This window comes from Ahrensia kielensis DSM 5890 (assembly GCF_000374465.1).
Taxonomy (GTDB): domain Bacteria; phylum Pseudomonadota; class Alphaproteobacteria; order Rhizobiales; family Rhizobiaceae; genus Ahrensia; species Ahrensia kielensis.
The window spans coordinates 428,050-446,656 of sequence record NZ_KB894530.1; the positions used below are offsets into that span (position 1 = coordinate 428,050).

Genomic DNA, 18,607 nt, shown 5'->3' on the forward strand with positions numbered 1-18,607 from the left:
CTATTTCACAGGGCGGGGGAATTCCAGGTCCATTGAGGTGTAAATAACCGGGTTGACGTGCGTGTTGATTTTTTCAACCGAGTCAATCATGTGGATCGGCGAATTAAATATCGGCTCAATTTCAGCGTTTGGATCAGCGGAATGGGCAATGATCATCTCACCCACGGCTTCGCCCATCGCAACAGGATCACGAATCCAGGCTGCTGTGAGCAGGCCATCCTCAATGTAACGTAGCTCTTCCAAGGTGCCTCCGGCACCATAGATCGCGTATTTGCCTTCTACGCCATTTGCCAATGTTGCCTCTACAGCTCCAACTGCCATTGAACTTGACGTTGCAATAACCACCTCAACATCGGGATGGACGGACAATATGCGTTCCATCTTATCATACGCCTTGATCCGATCAAAATCGGCGTGATCCTTGTAGACAATATCAAGACCAAGGCTGGTTAATAGCTCTTCATTTGCACGGTCATCAGTGATTTGCCCGGGGATACCGTGAATAATCGCTATTTTAGTTCCGGCCCCATGTTTCTCAACAAGGTAATTGGCTAAAATGACGCCAGCGTCTTTATGGCTGTACCCAGAAAGCATAGTTGGCTGAAATCCCCATTCTTCGGGGAATGGAGTTGAGTAATTGCCCACAATCAGCGGCAAACCAGCCTCCAGAACTTTTTCATATGTAACGCGCTGCACTTTTGCGTCTGCGGGATTAATCAAAATATAGTCGATGCCCTGAGCAATAAAATCTTCGACGATGCCGAGTTGCTCTGTTTGCGCGGTCTCAACAGAAGGCGCACGAATAAGGAACTCATAATCCACACCGGCTTTGTCGAGCGCAGCTTCAACACCAGACCCCATCATTCCGTGGAAATCTGATGGATCCCACGTCGAAGGCGCATAACCGATCTTTAATGGCTCCGCTTGGGCTGATATCACTACAGACATTGTGGTCGCCAGAATACTGGCTGCGAATAATCCTACCTTCATTTGCATACTCCTCCCTGAGCATTTTTCCAAAGTCCTAGACTAGATTTCCCTCACCACGAGACGATTTTAATTATTTCCCCCAACTCGCTGGTTAGAAATTTGATCCAGAACGGATTACAGTATTCGATCAATTCATCATAATGTCAACAGGTATGATGAGTATGTCGTCATAAGTGTTCAAACTCACCACCTGCCATCAAATTGAAAAATTGAACAGAGAAAATTTCTGGTTCATTTCAATTTATATAAAATGGCGATGGATAAGATTTCTAAAAAAATTCAATTATTGCCAACATAAAGGTAATCAAAAGACTACGATGAGAGACACGGAATACCTTTTGATTGAAGGAGATGATCAGCGTCACTTTGGTCTTGCCAGAGGAACTTAAGTCCGGTGCAAAGAGCCTCAAAAGAAATCATTGTGCTGCGCACAGAACACGCCATTCGCTTAGCGACTGGTCGTGGAAATATTTAATTTTATAACGACTTAGAAAATGTCATTCATGGCTAAATTGGTTGAAAACGGCAGCATGAATAGACGAAATTTTTGGTATAATTGAGCCAAATGGCTTCCACCAAGAACGCAAATTTTCATGAAAAAATGTCAAATCCGCGTTCATGCAAAGCATCATCGACTAAATCGGAAAGCCAAAGACAGGCAATCCCCTATAGTAAAGCCTGCCTTCATTTATGTGCGATTATTATACAGTAACGATGTCGTTCAAAAGACGAAGTCGCGAGAAAAATTCGTCGCGGTCGACATAACAGCCGTGCAGATGCCGCCCCCATTGTCAGGCCGAAGGAACCAAGAGAGCACGCGTATCCTTGAGAAACCGCTTCGCCGCCTCCAGATCACTTGCTTGCTGGCTGGCTGGGGCAATCCTTCCGGTGAACTCGACATGGCATCCCGACGGGAATTGCCCTTTTTTAAGAATGAGATCATCCACAATGACCCGAGCAGATTTCTCGGGCGAACTCACGCCTTCAACGAAATAGCGCAAGACCGGCATCACCCGTTTCCAGACGAATTGGACTACGGCACTTTGTTCGCGGGCGAGCGAAGTGCCCGGCATAAGCCCGGGGTCAAAGCAGTAGATACGAGCATCCGCGAAGCTGTGTTCAGTTGCGGCGGCTGTCGCGTGATAGATCGCGCAAAGCTTGGAGGTGGCATAGCGGTCCAGTGCCTTTCCTCGCTCATCCCGATCTTGGCGGCTACTTTGGCCTGTCGCCGCAGCCCTCGCATCCGTGAAGTCAGCGCCAAGAAATCCGGCCCTTGCCGCCAGCTTGTTGGCGGGATCGTGGGTGCCGCTTCCGATGGTGATGATCGCGGCCTTTGGGGCCAGATGATCACGAAGACCATCGACAAGTGCGATATGGCCAAGAACATTGGTACTAAACACCTCGTCAAAGCCGTCGGGCGTAATACGTCTTGGCCCGAGTGGTTGAAGTCCTGCGGCACATATCACTGAAGCGATCCGTTCATTTCCGATGCGTTCTACGACCTGTGACACGAAAGCCCGAACAGATGCCAGCGACGACGTATCAAGCGCTAGGACCTCAATCTTGTCAGCCTTAACGGCGAGCCTCAGGTCTGTCGCGTTCTCTGGGCGTCTTGCGCCTGCGATGATAAGATCACCTGTTTTATTGGAAAGCAGGCGAGCGACTGCGAGTCCCAGACCGGATGTCGCTCCGGTGATAATGTGTATTGACGGCATGGTTTGATCTCTCTGGCTATTGCATAGAGAGAATATAGTACGAAATTCGGATAGTTCAATAATCGTTTTGTGAAATTTTTCTAAACAGCTGGATGAACAGATCCTGTTCATCTGGCGAAAGCTTCTCAAGCATGGACAGGCAGTGATCCGTCTGTACCTGTAAAAGCGCAGATACATACGCCTGACCCGCAACAGTCAGCGACAAAGAAATCACCCGGCGGTTTTTTTCAGGACGTTCACGCGAAAGGAGCCCCTGACGTGTCAAACGGTCAGTCGCTGAGGATATCGTCGTCGCCGCAACCAATAGATGGCGCGCCACTTCGGCGGCCTTGCAGGCCGGGTGGTCGGACACGAACAACAGAATCTGCATATCCAACGGGTTGAGGAGTTTTCCCGACCCGACCTCAGCTTCGGCGCTTTTGAAACGCAGCGACAAGGCGCCGATAGCGCGGCGCAGCTCTGCAGCCTGTTTAATGATGTTCGTTGACATGCGACTCATTTATACGAATCTTTCAGTGCTTTCCAGTCTCGGCTAGATCATATGCCTCGCGGCTGCGCCTCAAGCTCGCTGATCTCCATTATCGAACACCACTCCTTACATTTGTTGCTAGCTTGGAGGTACGGTAAAAGCCGACTGAAAAGCAGCGATGGGTCGAAAGCGCAGCCAGTTTTTTGTATGTCGCGTTGCATCATACTTCTGTTTAGATCCATCTTTATCATATTCCTGCGATGGAGCTAATGTCTGCTATGATGCTAGTGCCAAATTTGTCATTAATTGCTTAGGTTATGAACGTTATTTGTGGGAGCCGAGAGTTGGGCCGTTTATGACCATTCCCAAAAGAAGCGTTTTTGCAACGTAGTAAACGGTTGTGGGACTAGGTGGGCCAACCTATGCTATTTCCGACCAAAAATTATACTCGTTTGGAAACAAACACATGTCATATACAGATGGCCGTCAAACGCTAGATCATCTCGTTCTGTGGTTTATAGGACTGATCCTGTTATATTCGGCTACTATCTTTTTTGCTGCATATTTCTCAGGTGCTGACATGGGTGCGTGGGTTTGGGGACGACATCAGAACCAATTTTCATGGTATTCGCGCCCGCTTTTCATAATCCCGGCAGCCTATTTTGCTTACCGTCGCAAGGTGTGGCATGTCATAGGATTCATGGCTCTTCTGGCTACTAGCCTATTCTGGTTTGATGCACCCAATACGGTTTCCCCTTCTGTCCGTGAATATCTGCAATGGGAAAAGCAGTTCTTCTTTACGAACAACAATAAGCTGCCCTTAATCGTATTGATTTTTGGTGTTTTTGTATTTTTAGGACTGTTGTTTTACGCGTTCTGGCAACGAAATCTTTGGTATGGGGTAGCACTTATTAACGCCGGAACACTCCTAAAAGTTATTGTCAGCGTTACCATTGGTCAAGATGCAGGAATGGCGGCAATTGTGCCATCATTTAGCAGTTTGCTCGTGATAAATTTTCTGGCGTGGTTCATATGGCGACGCAAACGTATCGGCTGAAATTGACAGGATGCCCTTAAGGAAAACTGCTTGGCAGTATCCGTTCATCGGACATTGCCGCACATGCAATGGATGACGATTTTCGTCCGTATTATCCTCCGAAGATAGCTAACCTCAAGGGCCTTCCTTTGGCGTCTACAGCCGCGTGAACCTTATGCCAATTGGGCTGCAACGAAGTGAGGTTGCATGCTTGAGCTTTAAGTATAATGGGCAAAAAATGCAAAAGAACCATTTAACTTTAACGATAGACCACGTGTAAACATTACAAATTAGCGATAGTATAGTGATTGTCCGTTATGAAAAATTTGTACTTTTTCCGGCGGGGCAGTAACCCGTATTTTTTTGTCCCTTAAGCCGCTGCGGATTCCTGGCAATTTGCCAATCAGACCGTCATCATTGCCAGACTTTTCAAAATACAAAAGAGTTACCTCCCCCAACGCTTCTTGAAATTTCACTTTGCCTTCGTGAATAAAATTGCCTTTAGTCTCGATCAAATCTTCAGGGCGAACGCCGATATTTACTTTAAGCCCTTTGTCATCAGCCTTTGTTGGAACTGAAGAAACTGCCGTACCACCGCCGTCCAATTTGATGGTTGTTTCCTTGCCGGTTTTTGTAATCTCACCCGACAAAAGGTTCATGGCGGGGGAGCCGATAAATTGCGCAACGAATTCATTTTCCGGGCGTTCATAAAGTTCCAGAGGCGTGCCTATCTGGGCAATGCCTTTATTTGCCAGCACAACAATTCTGGATGCCAAAGTCATGGCTTCCACCTGATCGTGTGTCACATAAATCATTGTCCGTTCCGGCATCGCCTCTTTTAATTGGGCAATCTCAATGCGAGTTGCGACGCGCAAAGCTGCATCCAAATTGGATAATGGTTCATCAAATAAATATACTTTCGGATCACGAACAATCGACCGGCCAATCGCGACACGCTGTCTTTGTCCACCTGATAGCGCTTTCGGCAAGCGATCGAGATATTCCTCCAACTGCAAGCTTTTGGCGACGCGGGCAATGACTTCATCAATTTCTGAATTGGACTTTTTAGCCAGTTTAAGCGCAAAGGCCATGTTATCACGCACAGTCATATGTGGGTAAAGAGCATAGGATTGGAAGACCATTGCAATGCCACGCTGAGCGGGAGGGATGTCATTGACAACCATTCCGCCAATCTCAAGCGTGCCTTCGGTGATGCTTTCAAGACCTGCAATCATTCTCAATAATGTTGATTTTCCGCATCCTGACGGACCGACAAAAACAATTAGCTCGCCCTGTTGAATATCGAGATTGATATCTTTCAAAACGACAACTGACCCACCGTAGGTCTTCCCTACATTTTGTAGTTTTACATTTGCCATAGCTCTACCCTCCAGTTGCCAATTTTATTGCTTAACCCTAAGGCAAATCTGCCAAGGTCCGAGATGTATCAATCCGTCTTCAGAGATTTGAGCACTTCCCAATTCCATGCCTATTGGCTGCCAGTCCCCGCTAGGCAGCGCAAAATCAGATGGTGTTTCGCTCACATTGAATGCACATAGAATTACCTGATTGTCCAAATGGCGTTCAAACGAAACTACATCACCATCGTTTTTTAACTTGTCGTGTCCGCCAATCTCTAGCGCAGGGTGAGCGTGTCTGAATTGAATTGCTTTACGGTAATGATGCAGAATCGAACTAGGGTCATTTTCCTGCGCCTCAACTGACATTGCCAACTGTTCAGAGGCTACCGGCAACCAAGGCCGCCCTTCGGAAAAACCGCCATTTTGATTGTCTGAAACCCATACCATGGGCGTGCGGCAACCATCGCGTCCTACGTATTCTGGCCAAAACTCAATGCCATAAGGGTCTTGCAAATCATCAAATCCAACGAATGCTTCAGGCAGACCAAGCTCTTCGCCCTGATAAAGGCAAACCGAACCCCGCAAGCACATAATTAAAGTTGCAAACATACGCTGCGCAGATGGTGGAAGGTTCCAGCGTGACGAGTGTCGTTCAACATCATGGTTTGAGAATGCCCAGCACGGCCACCCGTCTTTTGCCACCTCATCTACTTTGCGTAAAACACTCACAATGCGTTCGGCGGTCGGCTGATCCTTTGCAAGAAATTCAAAGGCATAACACATGTGCATCAGATCATCGCCAGCGGTGTATTGACCTAGAATTTCCAAACCAAATTGCGCATCCCCAACCTCGCCGACGGCGGCAGCGCCAAAAGGCTCCATAACAGCTCGCAAACGGCGCAAGAATTCCAGATTTTCCGGGCGGTTCTTATCGTACAAGTGAGCCTGATGATTATAGGGATTTACCGAAGGCGCAATTGATGCGTTTCGCTCTTCAATTGGCAACGGTGGATTATCTCTTAGTTCCGCATCATGAAAATAGAAGTTAATTGTATCCAAGCGGAAACCATCGACACCTCGATTGAGCCAAAATGTTGCAACATCTAGTAGCTCGTCTTGCACTTCCATATTATGAAAATTCAAGTCCGGTTGCGACGTTAAAAAATTATGCAGGTAATATTGCTCACGGCTAGCATCCCACTGCCACGCTGAACCGCCAAATATAGAAAGCCAATTTGTCGGCGGTGTGCCATCTGGTTTTGGATCAACCCAAACATACCAATCAGCTTTGTTGTTTGTTCTGTCGCGGCTGCTTTCTTTGAACCAGTTATGTTCTTTACTAGTGTGGCTGAGCACAAGATCGATCATCACCCGAATACCGGAGCGATGAGCGGCATCAACGACAGCATCAAAATCTGCAAGTGAACCAAACATCGGGTCAACGTCGCAGTAATCACTGACGTCATAGCCAAAGTCTTTCATCGGAGAAACAAAGAACGGTGATATCCAAATCGCATCCACCCCCAATGAGGCAATATATGGCATGCGGTTTACGATCCCCGCCAAGTCGCCGATGCCATCGCCGTTGCTATCCTGATAGCTTCGCGGATAAATCTGATAGATGGTGGCACCACGCCACCAATCCAAGTTTGCTGCATTGTCTAATCGTTGTGCTGTAGCAATTGTCATAATTCTTTTTCTAATTTCTATTTTACGGAACCGGCCAGCAGACCGCGTACCAGATATTTTTGCATCATAAAGAATACGAGTAGTGGGACTGCGATAGAGACAAAAGCAGCGGTAGCCAAAATCTCCCAATTGCCCCCTCGTGTTCCAAGTAACTCAACGATCTGATTGGTCATGACCGTTGTCTCTCCTGTCGCGTCAATAAGGAAAACTTTCGCGACTAGCAGATCATTCCAAGTCCATAAAAACTGGAAGATGGCGAAAGATGCCAAAGCCGGAAATGAAAGTGGCAGGATGATTTTTGTGAAAATTTCAAAATCGCTGGCACCGTCAACTCTAGCATTTTCGATAATGTCTCTTGGCAAGCCAACCATATAATTTCGCAAAAGATAGATGGCGAGAGGTAGACCAAAGCCGGTGTGAGCAAGCCACACACCCAAATAACCTTTACCAATTCCAATGCCTAAATGCAGACGTAGAAGTGGAATTAATGCAAGCTGTAAAGGTACAACCAAGAGTCCAACTACAATCGCAACCAGGATTGCCCGACCAGGAAAATTCATCCAAGCCAAGGCATAGGCTGCAAAGGCCGCAATGACGATAGGAATGATCGTGGCCGGAATTGTAACCGTAAGCGTGTTAAAAAATGCCTTGGCCATACTGTCCGTACTGTCACCGCTAAAAAGCACATTTTTATAATTATCAAGCGTAAATTCAGGCGGCGTCGTTGCTGTTGCGAATACACGCTGCCCGCGCCCTGATATTTCCGTAGGAGCAGACCAAACATAGTCGCCATTTTCTTGAACAGTAATTGTCTCACCGTCATTAAGTTCTGCGGTATCGCCTGCTTTATAAATATCAATTTCGCGCGATGATGTTCCCCACACGCTGATTGTAGCCTCACTGCCAGCTTCAAACAGATTTCCGTCTATAACGTAAACTCCATTGGTCTGCACTTGCACCCCTTCATCGTCCGGGTCAGCCGTACGCAAAGTTAAGTTCTGTTCTGTAGGAAACAATGCACGCCACCATCCGGACTCAGAAATTTGATCGGAAGTTCGAAACGAGGAGACAAGCAACCCCATCGTCGGGAAAAGCCATAAAAGAACAAGCGCTGTTACAGAAATATGTACTGCCCAAGTCAGACTCGATTTTGATCCAGCAATCGTAGCCATCACTTCATCTCCTTGCGCGCATTATAAACATTCCAAATTAGGATCGGGCTCACTAAAAGCATGATAATCATCGCGGAAGCGGACCCCACACCCCAGTCGTTTGCACGGAACAATTTATCGAACATGTAATTGGCCAAAACCTGTGTCTCCCACTGGCCATTTGTCATGGCGAAAACAATATCAAAGACCTTCAGCACCACTAAAGTGATAGTTGTCCAAACAACCACGATTGTACCTGTGATTTGCGGCAACTTAATCTTGAAGAAAACCTGAAAAGGATTAGCGCCATCAACAATGGAAGCTTCAATTGTTTCTTCTGGAATTCCACGCAAAGCTGCGGAAATAATAACCATTGCAAAGCCTGTTTGTATCCAGATGAGAACAACCATCAACAAGAAGGAATTCCAACCCGGTGTCGTCAACCATGTTTGCGGTTCGCCATAAGGATGAACGGACGTGAGGGCCCCAACCCCGAGTGAAAGAAACGCAATAGCAATCAACGCGAGCACCAGAATACCGATACTGCGCAAGATCACGCCGCCTTTTTTATGCATGGCGTTAAATAGGCCATAAGCCGTGTAAACAGATATGGCTGCGCCACAAAGCATGAGAAGAGCAGGCAGCAGGCGCAAGATCAACCAAGATCCGACACCGCCCTCAAATTGCAACCAAACGGCGTTCATAATACCAATCTGCGCTTGATCGGCAGGACGCGTGTCATAAATTAATTTGAAAATAACAGCAGCACCAACAAATGAAATTGCCATGGGCATGAAAATCAGCGACTTGGCGATCGATCCCCATCTGATGCGATCAGTCAGTTGAGCAGCCATCAGGCCGAATGCAGTGGAGGCAGCAGGCACAATGATGAGCCATAACATATTGTTGCGCATTGCTTCCCAAAACTTCGGTTCATTCATCATCTGCTGGTAGTTTGCCAGACCGATAAATGCCCCGCCCTGATTTCTATCCGTTACCGAATACCACAAGGTCGCGACGACAGGATATGCAAGATAGAGCCCCAAAGCGACCATAGCTGGCATTAAAAACAACCAGGGACGGATCATATTTGCACGGTTGATATTTCGTCCTGCATTATCTCCCTTTGCAGGGTACAAAACTTTGTCCAGGAACTGGTTCGACAGGTAATAATATAGAAGGCATCCTCCGACACCTAAAAATATTGTTAGTACTCCCTTATAAGCCGCTTCCATTTTACGCCCCTCCCCGAGCAATAATGTAAAACACCGTTTCCAAAAGGTGGGATCGCAGCAGCCCAAATAAATGGGCTGCCACATATTCTAAGCCTACTTAATAGCGTCCCAGCTTTTCTGAATATCTGAAGCTACAGTCTGGGCATCTTTACCACCTGCGTAGTCCACCATTCCTGTCCAGAACGAACCAGCGCCAACAGCACCCGGCATAAGATCAGAGGCATCGAACCTGAAGGTTGTTGCTCCAAGAAGGATTTCGTTCATCTTTGCTGCTGATTCACTTGAGAATTTGGCCAAATCAACACCTTTGAGTGGTGTCAAAAACCCACCAAGACCCATGAATATTTCGTGGGCAGGCACGGTTTGCAAATACTCGATCAGATCATGAGCCGCCTGATTTTCGTTTGTAATTGTCCACAAAGTGCCGGCACCCAAAACTGGAGCTCCCAGATCTTTGTCCGCATAGGCAGGGAAGTAAAAGAAGTCTGCATCTTCGCCAACTTCAGTTCCTTCTGGGAAGAAGGCAGGTATGAACGATGCCTGCCTGTGCATATAACATTGCGGCGGTGAAGAGAACATACCCTTCGGGCTGTCACGGAAATCTGTTGATGCAACCGCACCGCTGCCACCGGTAACATATTCGTCGTTGCGTGCAAATGCACCGAATTCCTCGATTGCCGCAACAACCGCAGGATCGTCGAACTTAATTTCGTTAGATACCCATTTATCGTAAACGTCTGGGGCTTGCGTGCGAAGCATCATATCTTCAACCCAGTCAGTTGCCGGCCAACCGGTTGCACCGCCTGAACCCAAGCCAATGCACCAAGGTGTTCCGCCGTCAGCAACGATCTGGTCACTCAGAGCTTTCAACTCTTCCATTGTCTCAGGAATTTCATAGCCTGCATCTTCAAAATTTTCAGGGCTGTACCATACCAAAGACTTCACATCTACTTTGTAGAAGAAACCAAACAATTCATCGGCACCATCTTTATTCTTGAACGTTCCAAGATCAACCCAGGACTGGCCGGCGGCGTAGTTTTCTTTAATCCAGTCACTCGTGCCTTCTTTCAACGGGGCCAAGAACCCTCGCTCAGCCATACCTGAAGCCAAACCCGGCTGCGGGAAAACAGCGACATTTGGCGCTGAGCCAGCCTCGGCATCAATTACGATCTGCTGTTCAAAGCTATCGGAGCCAACATATCGAACATCGTGACCGGATTTTTCTGCGAAATCTGCAAGAACCGTCTCGATGTTCTTTTGGTCCGGCCCAAGCCAAGGACCAAATACAGTGAGCTGCTCTGCGTGAGCAATTGAGCCTAGTGCCATTGATGCGACACCGGTAAGCAATATACGTTTTATAACCATATTCATAATTTTCCTCCCATTTACACACTGCCAACCACTTAGCAATGCAAGCATTAAACTTATTCAAAGCGCTTTGGATTCTTTAATCTAACAGAGAACTACGGCATCCTGTCAAGTGCGAATTATTAGCAAACAAATACAGTAATTTAAATCAATGCCTATCTTGTAATAGGTGTTAACCACCGACATAAGAAACAATATCTTTATTGTTTTTTTGAAGCGCTTTGAATACAACACTTAAATGAACCTGAAAGAACTCTCTGAACTCCTAGGACTAAGCCAGACAACTGTCAGCCGTGCGCTCAACGGTTTTCCAGAGGTTTCTGAGCGCACGCGCGAACGTGTTCAAAAATATGCTAGCCAACATAATTATGCCCCGAATAAATCTGCGCGTGGCCTGGCAACAGGACAGACCTTTAATATTGGCCATGTCATATCGACATCAAATCAAAATGAAATGCTCAACCCTGTTTTTGGGGACTTTGTAGCAGGCGTGGGTGAAATATATTCTGCCAACGGTTACAAGATGATATTATCCATTGTACCACCTCACGAGGATGAATATCAGGTTTATAGGGATATGAAGGCGCAAAGTCTCGTTGACGCAGTGGTTATTCAAAGCCCAACTGTTAACGATGGCCGCATTCCATTTCTGAAGGATTTAGGTTTGCCGTTCATTGTTCATGGTCGCTCTACCGAGTGTGATACACCTTATGCTTGGCTGGATGTTAACAATCGGTCGGCGTTTAAAAGAGCAACCGATTTTCTGCATGACCTCGGCCATAGACGAATAGCCTTATTGAACGGGTTGGAGCACATGGACTTTGCCCACAGGCGAAGAGAAGGATACGAAAACTCTCTGCGGTCACGTAACATCACGTTGGACCCATATCTCGTATCTGCAAGCGCAATGACAGAACACGATGGCTTCAATAGGACCATGAAGCTAATGCGGCTAAAAAATCCACCGACAGCTCTTCTAACCTCTTCAATTCTAACTGCTTTTGGTGCTTTGAGAGCAATTCAAGAAGCCGGCAAAATTGTTGGTCGTGATATGTCGATTATTACCCATGATGACTGCCTTTCCTATTTCCGAAACAATGAAACGGTGCCGATATTTACCACAACACAATCATCCGTACGGGAAGCAGGCAGGAAGTTGGCAACTATGCTTTTAGACATTATTGCAAACCCTGACGCTACACCTCCAGAAACTCTACTGGAAGCAAAGCTTACGGTTGGACGGTCGACTGGCCCTGCACCGAATGAATTGCACAAAGAAAAATAACTGGACTTGTCACGGTTTTGTTCCGTGTCTGACGACGAACAGATTTCTGATGCAGCAGTACTGTCTGGGCAAGTGTTTTCTGGCGAAGTTCTGAAATGTTTCAAAGGATTTTTCGTTATCGTAAAAAGATATTATCGTAGCTCTTTAGAAACGAAAAGCTCCAGTAACAACACTTCTGCAACGCGCGTGCAGCCAGAACTAGCCGAATAGCCCTTCGCAGGTACACGCTCCGTCCCAAAGTCAGTAAGATTATATCTCGTCGATCACAAAGTTAGGGACAATGCCAGAACGCTTGATTGCTTTGTCTGCATCAAATCCTGAGAGCAAGCCGTGTTTCATTACGAGCGCGGTATCAAACCCCATCTGGCTGCCACCAAGGATATCAGTATGCAATGTATCGCCTACCATCAGCACCCGTGATGGCTCCAGTTTCAGTGATTGCCTTGAGAGAGCCAAATCATAAATCTCTTTAAATGGTTTTCCGATGAAACGCGGCTTGACGCTGGTCTTATCGGCTAATCGGTGCGCGAAATAGCCCGGTTCACGTGACAGCCCCCCTTCCCGCGGAGCAACCATATCTGGATTACCGACGATAACAGGGCGCGGGTTTTTGCGTAACGATCCCTCTAACATTTCTTGGCGTTCATCACTCCATGCATCTGCACCGAACAATAAAAATCCATCAACCGCATCATAGGTGGACGGCTCATCCATTAAACATTCTGCATTCACGCTATCTAGATCGCTGATACCATGCGAGGCATTCAGCATCATGCCCCATTTCATAGAGTTAAATTGCTCAATATATTGCACCAAAGCCTCACGGCTTGTGACGACTTCAGATGGTGTGAAATCAAAACCAAGTCGCGCATATCGCTCCATCATGCGCGGCTTTGGGTATGCGGCCGAATTTGATACGACCATTACCTTTTTGCCACATTCACGTAGTGCGGCAATGCGTGATGCTGCGCCTTCAATGGCGACTTCCCCCACATTCAAAACACCATAAGCATCGAGCATTATGACATCATAAGGCTCAACAATTGTTTCTAATGTTTTCGCTTGCACCCATGACGTCGGAAATTCTGCAAACGGCAAGCGATCACGTACCGATATATAGGCACTGAATGCGTTATGTGCGTCAGTGCCTATCATTGATATTATAAAATACGGCTACGCAGAAACGCGGCAATAAATTCACCGATTACTACCTGTAAGGTGCTGTAACCCTCAGGACATTTTATTTGATCATTGTAGCTTCTCTCTGAGCGCTTCGTAAGGGGTTTTTCCATTGAATGCTCCATGCAGCCGATGGAAGTTGTAAAACTTTTCCCATTCATCAAGTCTGGCTTCGAGATCAACGTCACCTTTGTAGCTGAGAAGCTGATAGAACTCTTGTTCATCTGATCGATGCGATCGCTCAACTTTGCCATTAAGTTGCGGCGTTGCGCGTTTGATATATGCGTGGCGAATACCCAGATCTTCGACATGTCAATGGAACTTAGCTTGGAACTCATGGCCGTTGTCAGTTCTGATTTCCTTGATACGGAACGGAATTTTTCGATGATATGACCGACGAAGTCTATGGCGTTTACCTGAGTGTGCTTCTCATAAATTTTTAAGGCCATTACGCGGGTAGCATCATCAATAGCCGTATATTGAAAGCGCCGAACTCTCTGACCTCTTTTCCCTTTGAATGTCAGGAACTTAACGTCCATCTGGATATGATGGCCAGGGACCTGTTTATTGTAGCGCTTTGTATGAACTTTGCGAATCCGAATTCCTCTGGGAAGCCTGCTCATTCCATTGCGCTTTAGAATTCTGGAGACGGTCGCATTGGCAATATTAATGTCGTGATATCGTTCCATATACCAGACGATACGAATTGGCCCAGATGATATTTACGACGCAGGTGAAGAACCTTTTCTTCGATTTCAACTGGTGTCCTATTGTAATGTTGCTTGGGAATGGATGGGCGGTTGATTGTGCCAGCTTCGCCATTCTTAGCGTAAGCGTCGCACCATCTGTAAAAGCCTGAGCGGCTGATACCGAAATATCTACATGTTTTGACAACGCTGCCTATCTCCTCAGCATGCTGAAGAATGCGTAATTTGCGATGAACTTCGCGTTGATCCTTGTTCATATACATCTCCTTTTTCCCAGTTTAGAGAATTTAACGGAAATGTCCTGCGAGTAACGAGATATCTACAAATAAAGTGCCGAAAATCGGTCGCCAAATCGGACTTTATTGAACCAGAACACCCATACTCATATTAAGTAATCTGAGACAATGTTTTGATCCAGTTAGACGGTCAAGCTCAGCCTGTCCCACGATCAGAACAGAAAGTAGATTAGGATAATTACAGGAATTGGAATTCCGATTGCCCATAAAAGAATTGAACGCATTGAACTCTCCTTTGTGATGTTACTTACATTACAAACGCAATCAGGGATAATTGGTTCCCTACACAGCGTGATTTCAAACAAGCAGTCACCTTGAAGTCACCCGCTATCAAATCTTGAATGTTACTTCACGTATATTTGGAAAAAGCGATGAAATTTGGCCCAGCTCTCGAATGCTAATGAATAAACTAACATTTATATAACCTTTTGAGTGGTACTTATATCCTTACAGATTTTATAGGAGCTACAGCTGACCATGTCTTTTACACAACCAGCATTGCGCGAACATCAAAATGGCACTCCAATTGGTGATATTTTATCTGCGCGCGGTTCCGAAGCGGAAATCGGCCTACCTGCGCCTTGGCCAGATGGTGATGATAGAGCAACCGTTGGTAAATTTGTGTCGATCAAATTGGGCAATGTTGAATTAATCGGTATGATTACTGAAGTTTCAGCGCGCAGTTCTGAGCGCCGCGAGAACTTGAACATCAAGGCTGTTGCGAAGATTGCTTTAAAAGGCGAGATCATATCCGATAATGAGGGCAAGCTGCATTTCAAGCGCGGCGTTTCTGAATATCCCGCGATAGGCGATAAAGCTAATTTGGTGACTGGTGAACAGTTAAGGCTCATCTACAGCCCTGACGATCAGCGTACGATCAATATTGGAAAACTAAACCACGACCTCTCGATTGATGCGCATATCGACGTGGATAGCCTAATTTCAAAACACTTCGCTATATTGGGGTCGACAGGTGTCGGTAAGTCCAGCGGTGTTGCTGTAATTCTTTCCGAAATTCTTCGAGCCCGCCCCGATGTTCGCATCTTTCTTTTGGATGGTCATAATGAGTATAGTGGTTGCTTCGGAGAAAAGGCCCACGTCATTGACCGGAAGAACTTTAAGCTTCCATTCTGGATTTTCAATTTCGAGGAATTGACAGACGTGATCTTTGGCGGCCGCCCGGCCGTGCCAGAGGAAGTTGAGATACTTGCTGAACTCATTCCGATCGCAAAGACTACATACCTCAATTATAAATCGAGCTCTAGCGGCGTTGGCATCAAAAAAATCGATGCAAAACGTTCAGGGTTCACGGTTGATACGCCGGTCCCATATCTTCTTCAGGATCTATTATCACTCATCGATGATAGAATGGGCAAGCTTGAGAACCGTTCCTCAAGAATGAACTACCACCGATTGCTGATGCGCATCGAGACCATTTCCAATGATCCGCGTTACGGTTTTATGTTTGAGAATGCCAGTGTCGGTGGAGACACAATGGTTGATCTTCTGACCCAGCTTTTCAGACTTGAGCCAGATGGCCGCCCTATCTCTATCATGCAGATGGCAGGTCTTCCGGTGGAAGTTGCTGATGCCGTTGTCTGTGTGTTGTGCCGCCTTGCATTCGGTTTCGGTCTTTGGAGCGACGGGGCAATGCCGTTACTATTCGTGTGTGAAGAAGCCCACCGCTACGCGGCGGCCAACCCTTCGTCCGGATTTGGACCAACGCGGCACGCACTCGCTCGAATTGCAAAGGAAGGCCGAAAATACGGCGTCTTTCTTGGCCTTGTATCACAACGCCCAGCGGAACTTGACCCTACGATCATTTCTCAGTGTAATACACTCTTCGCGATGCGCATGGCTAATGATCTCGATCAAGCTCTTTTGCGGTCAGCCGTGGGAGATTCCGGCGTCGATCTCTTAGACTTCATACCCTCACTTGGAACAGGCGAAGTTGTCGGATTTGGTGAAGGGATGCCCGTACCAGCTCGGCTAACGTTTACGAACCTTGCACCAGACATGTTACCGCGAAGCGAATCCAACGGTCCTTCTTCTTCAAAGCCCGTAAATACCTTATTGGATAGAGATTTTGTCAAATCTGTTGTCGATAGATGGCGCGGCACGACAAAAGAGGCCGACAACATTGGCGAGAATAGAGCTGGATTGTCTTCCTCTAGGACCAGTCAAGCTTCAACTGGCGAAGACATTTCGTCTTTGCTAAACGATGCTCGCCGCCAAATTCTCAAACGGTAACGGCAACCTCATGACCAACAACAACCACAATGTGGAGCGTCACGTAAATGACGAACTCCACACGTTAGTCGATGAGCTTCCTATCGGAATTACAGCTGTCTCGACGTCAGGCCTGTTTAATTACACCAACAAAGCCGGAGTGGTTCACTCTGGTTTGCCTGCCGATCAAGAGATTGTTGAGCTGGAGGGGCGCGTCCTTCAAATTGCGCAAGTGACAGTGCCTATCGGTGCAGATGAGTGCCATGTAAAGTTATCCTACGACATAACAGAGCAACGTCAGCTAGAAGATGACCTCTACCGGAGAGCTTATTTCGATGAGCTAACAGGGCTTCCCAACCGCAGCATGATCGAGCGTACAGTCGCTGCAGTGACCGGCGCTGAGAATGCAAGCTTCGCGCTTGCTTTTATTGACTTGGACCACTTCAAAGACGTCAATGACTATTACGGCCATACAATTGCAGACCAGCTCTTAACCAAAATAGCTGATAGGCTCTCTGCCGAGCTAAGGCCATCTGATATGCTCGCGCGTGTAGGCGGAGACGAATTTGTCCTGTTGCTCTCTCCTGCTACAAACGCAGATGAAATAGCTCTTTTGGTTCAGAAATTTAGTTCACGCCTAAAGCAACCATTTTTTATTGACGGCTATGAAATCCTAACATCTGCGTCAATTGGAGTAAGTATTTATCCTGATAATGGTGCGTCTTTCGAAGAGCTCTACTCCAAGGCCGATCAGGCCATGTACGATGTCAAGAATGGAGCCAGAGGAAGCGCACAACTCTTTGACTCCAATACGGATAAAGCCTCCAATGAGCGAATGAAACTGGAGCAAAGGCTACGGCTGGCCGTTCGCGATCAGCGACTCTGCTGCGCTTACCAAGCTAAAGTAGATTTTAGATCTGATGAAATAGTCGGCATAGAAGTGCTTTTGCGGTGGCGAGACGAATATGGAGACATCCAACCTCCTGGCGACTTTGTAACCTTGGCTGTTGAGTTGGGGTTGATGGACGAGATCACACTTCTTGTTTTAAGTGAAATTGCAGCTGCAAGAAACTCGATTGATGAAGCATTTGGCCCCGAGGTTAGCATTTCAATCAACGTTGCTGCTCGGCAAGCAGACAAGCCTGATTTCATGCGCAGTTTTCTTGAAGCAATTGTTGCCACCGGCATGGCAAAACGATTTATCATTGAAGTAACCGAAGAAGCATTTCTGCAAAAAAGCAAATTTCAAGCGGAAGTTTTGCCCATGATCCGAAACATTGGCGCGCGCGTTTCTATCGACGACTTTGGAACCGGATATTCCTCCCTTTCAGCATTGGCTGATATCACCGCAGACGAAATTAAGGTGGATCGTTCTTTTATAACTGACATCCATTTACGGCCGCGAAGCCAGAGTGTTTTAAAGGCAATAGAGTCACTTGCCGACGCGCTCGATATGTCAATTATTGTTGAGGGCGTGGAGACATTCGAAGAGCTTCTTTACCTACAAGCCTCTACCCGCATTCGGCTTGCCCAAGGATATTACTTCGCTAAACCGATAGTTCTAGAAAAAGCAGTCATGAAAAGCGAACGAACTAATGAACTACGCAAGCCAGCTGAGCCTACACGTGTGGAGCAAAAAAGAGTGAACTATTCGAGATCGTAGTAACGCGATCTTTGCAAGTTTATCTACACATGTTTCGTTCAAATTCTCTTAAAACCATATTAATTACACTCCATGACTGACCACCCAAGGTGGCGCGAAGGGCGAACTTATTCCGATAGAGGCTTTGGCAAAAGCGCTTAGTGTTTTTTGCCCTGCCTTACGACAGAGTCTTAAATCCACACACCAAGAAGAATGCGTCGCCTCCCTGAACGACTTCAGAAACTATTTAAGCAA

General features: G+C 46.8%; 13 protein-coding genes and 1 pseudogene. 4 read left to right on the forward strand and 10 right to left on the reverse strand.

The window, feature by feature from the left end; all coding sequences use genetic code 11:
* The 3 genes from C504_RS0111500 to C504_RS0111515 all read right to left on the reverse strand — a co-directional run bounded on the left by C504_RS0111500 (position 1) and on the right by C504_RS0111515 (position 3,195).
* Positions 1–948, reverse strand: a complete 948-nt coding sequence (locus C504_RS0111500; RefSeq protein ID WP_169385117.1) for a sugar ABC transporter substrate-binding protein — start codon at positions 946–948, stop codon at positions 1–3.
* Positions 949–1,781: 833 nt separating this feature from the next.
* The gene (locus tag C504_RS0111510) at positions 1,782–2,705 is read right to left on the reverse strand and encodes an SDR family NAD(P)-dependent oxidoreductase (protein WP_018689496.1); all 924 of its coding nucleotides are present in this window, start codon (positions 2,703–2,705) and stop codon (positions 1,782–1,784) included.
* A 55-nt stretch (positions 2,706–2,760) separates the two neighbouring features.
* Positions 2,761–3,195 carry a MarR family winged helix-turn-helix transcriptional regulator gene (locus C504_RS0111515; protein WP_018689497.1) on the reverse strand — a complete coding sequence of 145 codons (435 nt, stop codon included), beginning with the start codon at positions 3,193–3,195 and terminating at the stop codon, positions 2,761–2,763.
* A 445-nt stretch (positions 3,196–3,640) separates the two neighbouring features.
* On the opposite strand from C504_RS0111515, the gene C504_RS17780 reads away from it, so the two are divergent.
* Positions 3,641–4,231: a hypothetical protein gene (locus tag C504_RS17780; RefSeq protein ID WP_018689499.1), complete on the forward strand. Its 591-nt coding sequence runs from the start codon at positions 3,641–3,643 to the stop codon at positions 4,229–4,231.
* Positions 4,232–4,500: 269 nt separating this feature from the next.
* On the opposite strand, the gene C504_RS0111530 is transcribed toward C504_RS17780, so the two are convergent.
* The 5 genes from C504_RS0111530 to C504_RS0111550 form a co-directional block, all read right to left on the reverse strand.
* The gene (locus tag C504_RS0111530; RefSeq protein ID WP_018689500.1) at positions 4,501–5,589 is read right to left on the reverse strand and encodes an ABC transporter ATP-binding protein; all 1,089 of its coding nucleotides are present in this window, start codon (positions 5,587–5,589) and stop codon (positions 4,501–4,503) included.
* Between the two features lie 24 nt (positions 5,590–5,613).
* Positions 5,614–7,254 carry an alpha-glucosidase gene (locus C504_RS0111535; RefSeq protein WP_425393378.1) on the reverse strand — a complete coding sequence of 547 codons (1,641 nt, stop codon included), beginning with the start codon at positions 7,252–7,254 and terminating at the stop codon, positions 5,614–5,616.
* A gap of 23 nt (positions 7,255–7,277) precedes the next feature.
* A complete protein-coding gene (locus C504_RS0111540; RefSeq protein ID WP_018689502.1) occupies positions 7,278–8,432 on the reverse strand; it encodes a carbohydrate ABC transporter permease in 1,155 nt (384 codons plus the stop codon).
* Positions 8,432–9,475 carry a carbohydrate ABC transporter permease gene (locus C504_RS0111545; RefSeq protein WP_245555172.1) on the reverse strand — a complete coding sequence of 348 codons (1,044 nt, stop codon included), beginning with the start codon at positions 9,473–9,475 and terminating at the stop codon, positions 8,432–8,434. The genes C504_RS0111540 and C504_RS0111545 overlap by 1 nt, the downstream gene beginning before the upstream one ends.
* A gap of 264 nt (positions 9,476–9,739) precedes the next feature.
* Entirely contained in the window at positions 9,740–11,017 is a 1,278-nt protein-coding gene (locus C504_RS0111550; RefSeq protein ID WP_018689504.1) for an ABC transporter substrate-binding protein, read from the reverse strand.
* A gap of 235 nt (positions 11,018–11,252) precedes the next feature.
* Here C504_RS0111550 and C504_RS0111555 point away from each other — a divergent pair, with 235 nt between their 5' ends.
* Complete coding sequence (locus tag C504_RS0111555; RefSeq protein ID WP_018689505.1) at positions 11,253–12,299, forward strand: substrate-binding domain-containing protein; 1,047 nt, start codon at positions 11,253–11,255, stop codon at positions 12,297–12,299.
* Positions 12,300–12,548: 249 nt separating this feature from the next.
* Here C504_RS0111555 and C504_RS0111560 read toward each other — a convergent pair whose 3' ends face one another.
* Both C504_RS0111560 and C504_RS17785 read right to left on the reverse strand, forming a co-directional pair.
* The gene (locus tag C504_RS0111560; protein WP_018689506.1) at positions 12,549–13,454 is read right to left on the reverse strand and encodes an HAD-IIA family hydrolase; all 906 of its coding nucleotides are present in this window, start codon (positions 13,452–13,454) and stop codon (positions 12,549–12,551) included.
* A 93-nt stretch (positions 13,455–13,547) separates the two neighbouring features.
* Positions 13,548–14,442, reverse strand: a pseudogene (locus tag C504_RS17785) (IS481 family transposase).
* A gap of 516 nt (positions 14,443–14,958) precedes the next feature.
* On the opposite strand from C504_RS17785, the gene C504_RS0111575 reads away from it, so the two are divergent.
* Together C504_RS0111575 and C504_RS0111580 are read left to right on the forward strand one after the other, a co-directional pair.
* Entirely contained in the window at positions 14,959–16,731 is a 1,773-nt protein-coding gene (locus C504_RS0111575; protein ID WP_018689507.1) for an ATP-binding protein, read from the forward strand.
* A gap of 10 nt (positions 16,732–16,741) precedes the next feature.
* Complete coding sequence (locus tag C504_RS0111580; protein ID WP_156815931.1) at positions 16,742–18,373, forward strand: putative bifunctional diguanylate cyclase/phosphodiesterase; 1,632 nt, start codon at positions 16,742–16,744, stop codon at positions 18,371–18,373.
* The last annotated feature ends 234 nt before the right edge of the window (positions 18,374–18,607 follow it).

Excerpts from the sequence above, each read along its gene's own strand:
- C504_RS0111500 (WP_169385117.1), bottom strand. The coding sequence starts at position 948 with ATGTCTGTAGTGATATCAGCCCAAGCGGAGCCATTAAAGATCGGTTAT.
- C504_RS0111510 (WP_018689496.1), bottom strand. The coding sequence starts at position 2,705 with ATGCCGTCAATACACATTATCACCGGAGCGACATCCGGTCTGGGACTC.
- C504_RS0111515 (WP_018689497.1), bottom strand. The coding sequence starts at position 3,195 with ATGTCAACGAACATCATTAAACAGGCTGCAGAGCTGCGCCGCGCTATC.
- C504_RS17780 (WP_018689499.1), top strand. The coding sequence starts at position 3,641 with ATGTCATATACAGATGGCCGTCAAACGCTAGATCATCTCGTTCTGTGG.
- C504_RS0111530 (WP_018689500.1), bottom strand. The coding sequence starts at position 5,589 with ATGGCAAATGTAAAACTACAAAATGTAGGGAAGACCTACGGTGGGTCA.
- C504_RS0111540 (WP_018689502.1), bottom strand. The coding sequence starts at position 8,432 with ATGGCTACGATTGCTGGATCAAAATCGAGTCTGACTTGGGCAGTACAT.
- C504_RS0111545 (WP_245555172.1), bottom strand. The coding sequence starts at position 9,475 with ATGCCAGCTATGGTCGCTTTGGGGCTCTATCTTGCATATCCTGTCGTC.
- C504_RS0111550 (WP_018689504.1), bottom strand. The coding sequence starts at position 11,017 with ATGAATATGGTTATAAAACGTATATTGCTTACCGGTGTCGCATCAATG.
- C504_RS0111555 (WP_018689505.1), top strand. The coding sequence starts at position 11,253 with ATGAACCTGAAAGAACTCTCTGAACTCCTAGGACTAAGCCAGACAACT.
- C504_RS0111560 (WP_018689506.1), bottom strand. The coding sequence starts at position 13,454 with ATGATAGGCACTGACGCACATAACGCATTCAGTGCCTATATATCGGTA.
- C504_RS0111575 (WP_018689507.1), top strand. The coding sequence starts at position 14,959 with ATGTCTTTTACACAACCAGCATTGCGCGAACATCAAAATGGCACTCCA.
- C504_RS0111580 (WP_156815931.1), top strand. The coding sequence starts at position 16,742 with ATGACCAACAACAACCACAATGTGGAGCGTCACGTAAATGACGAACTC.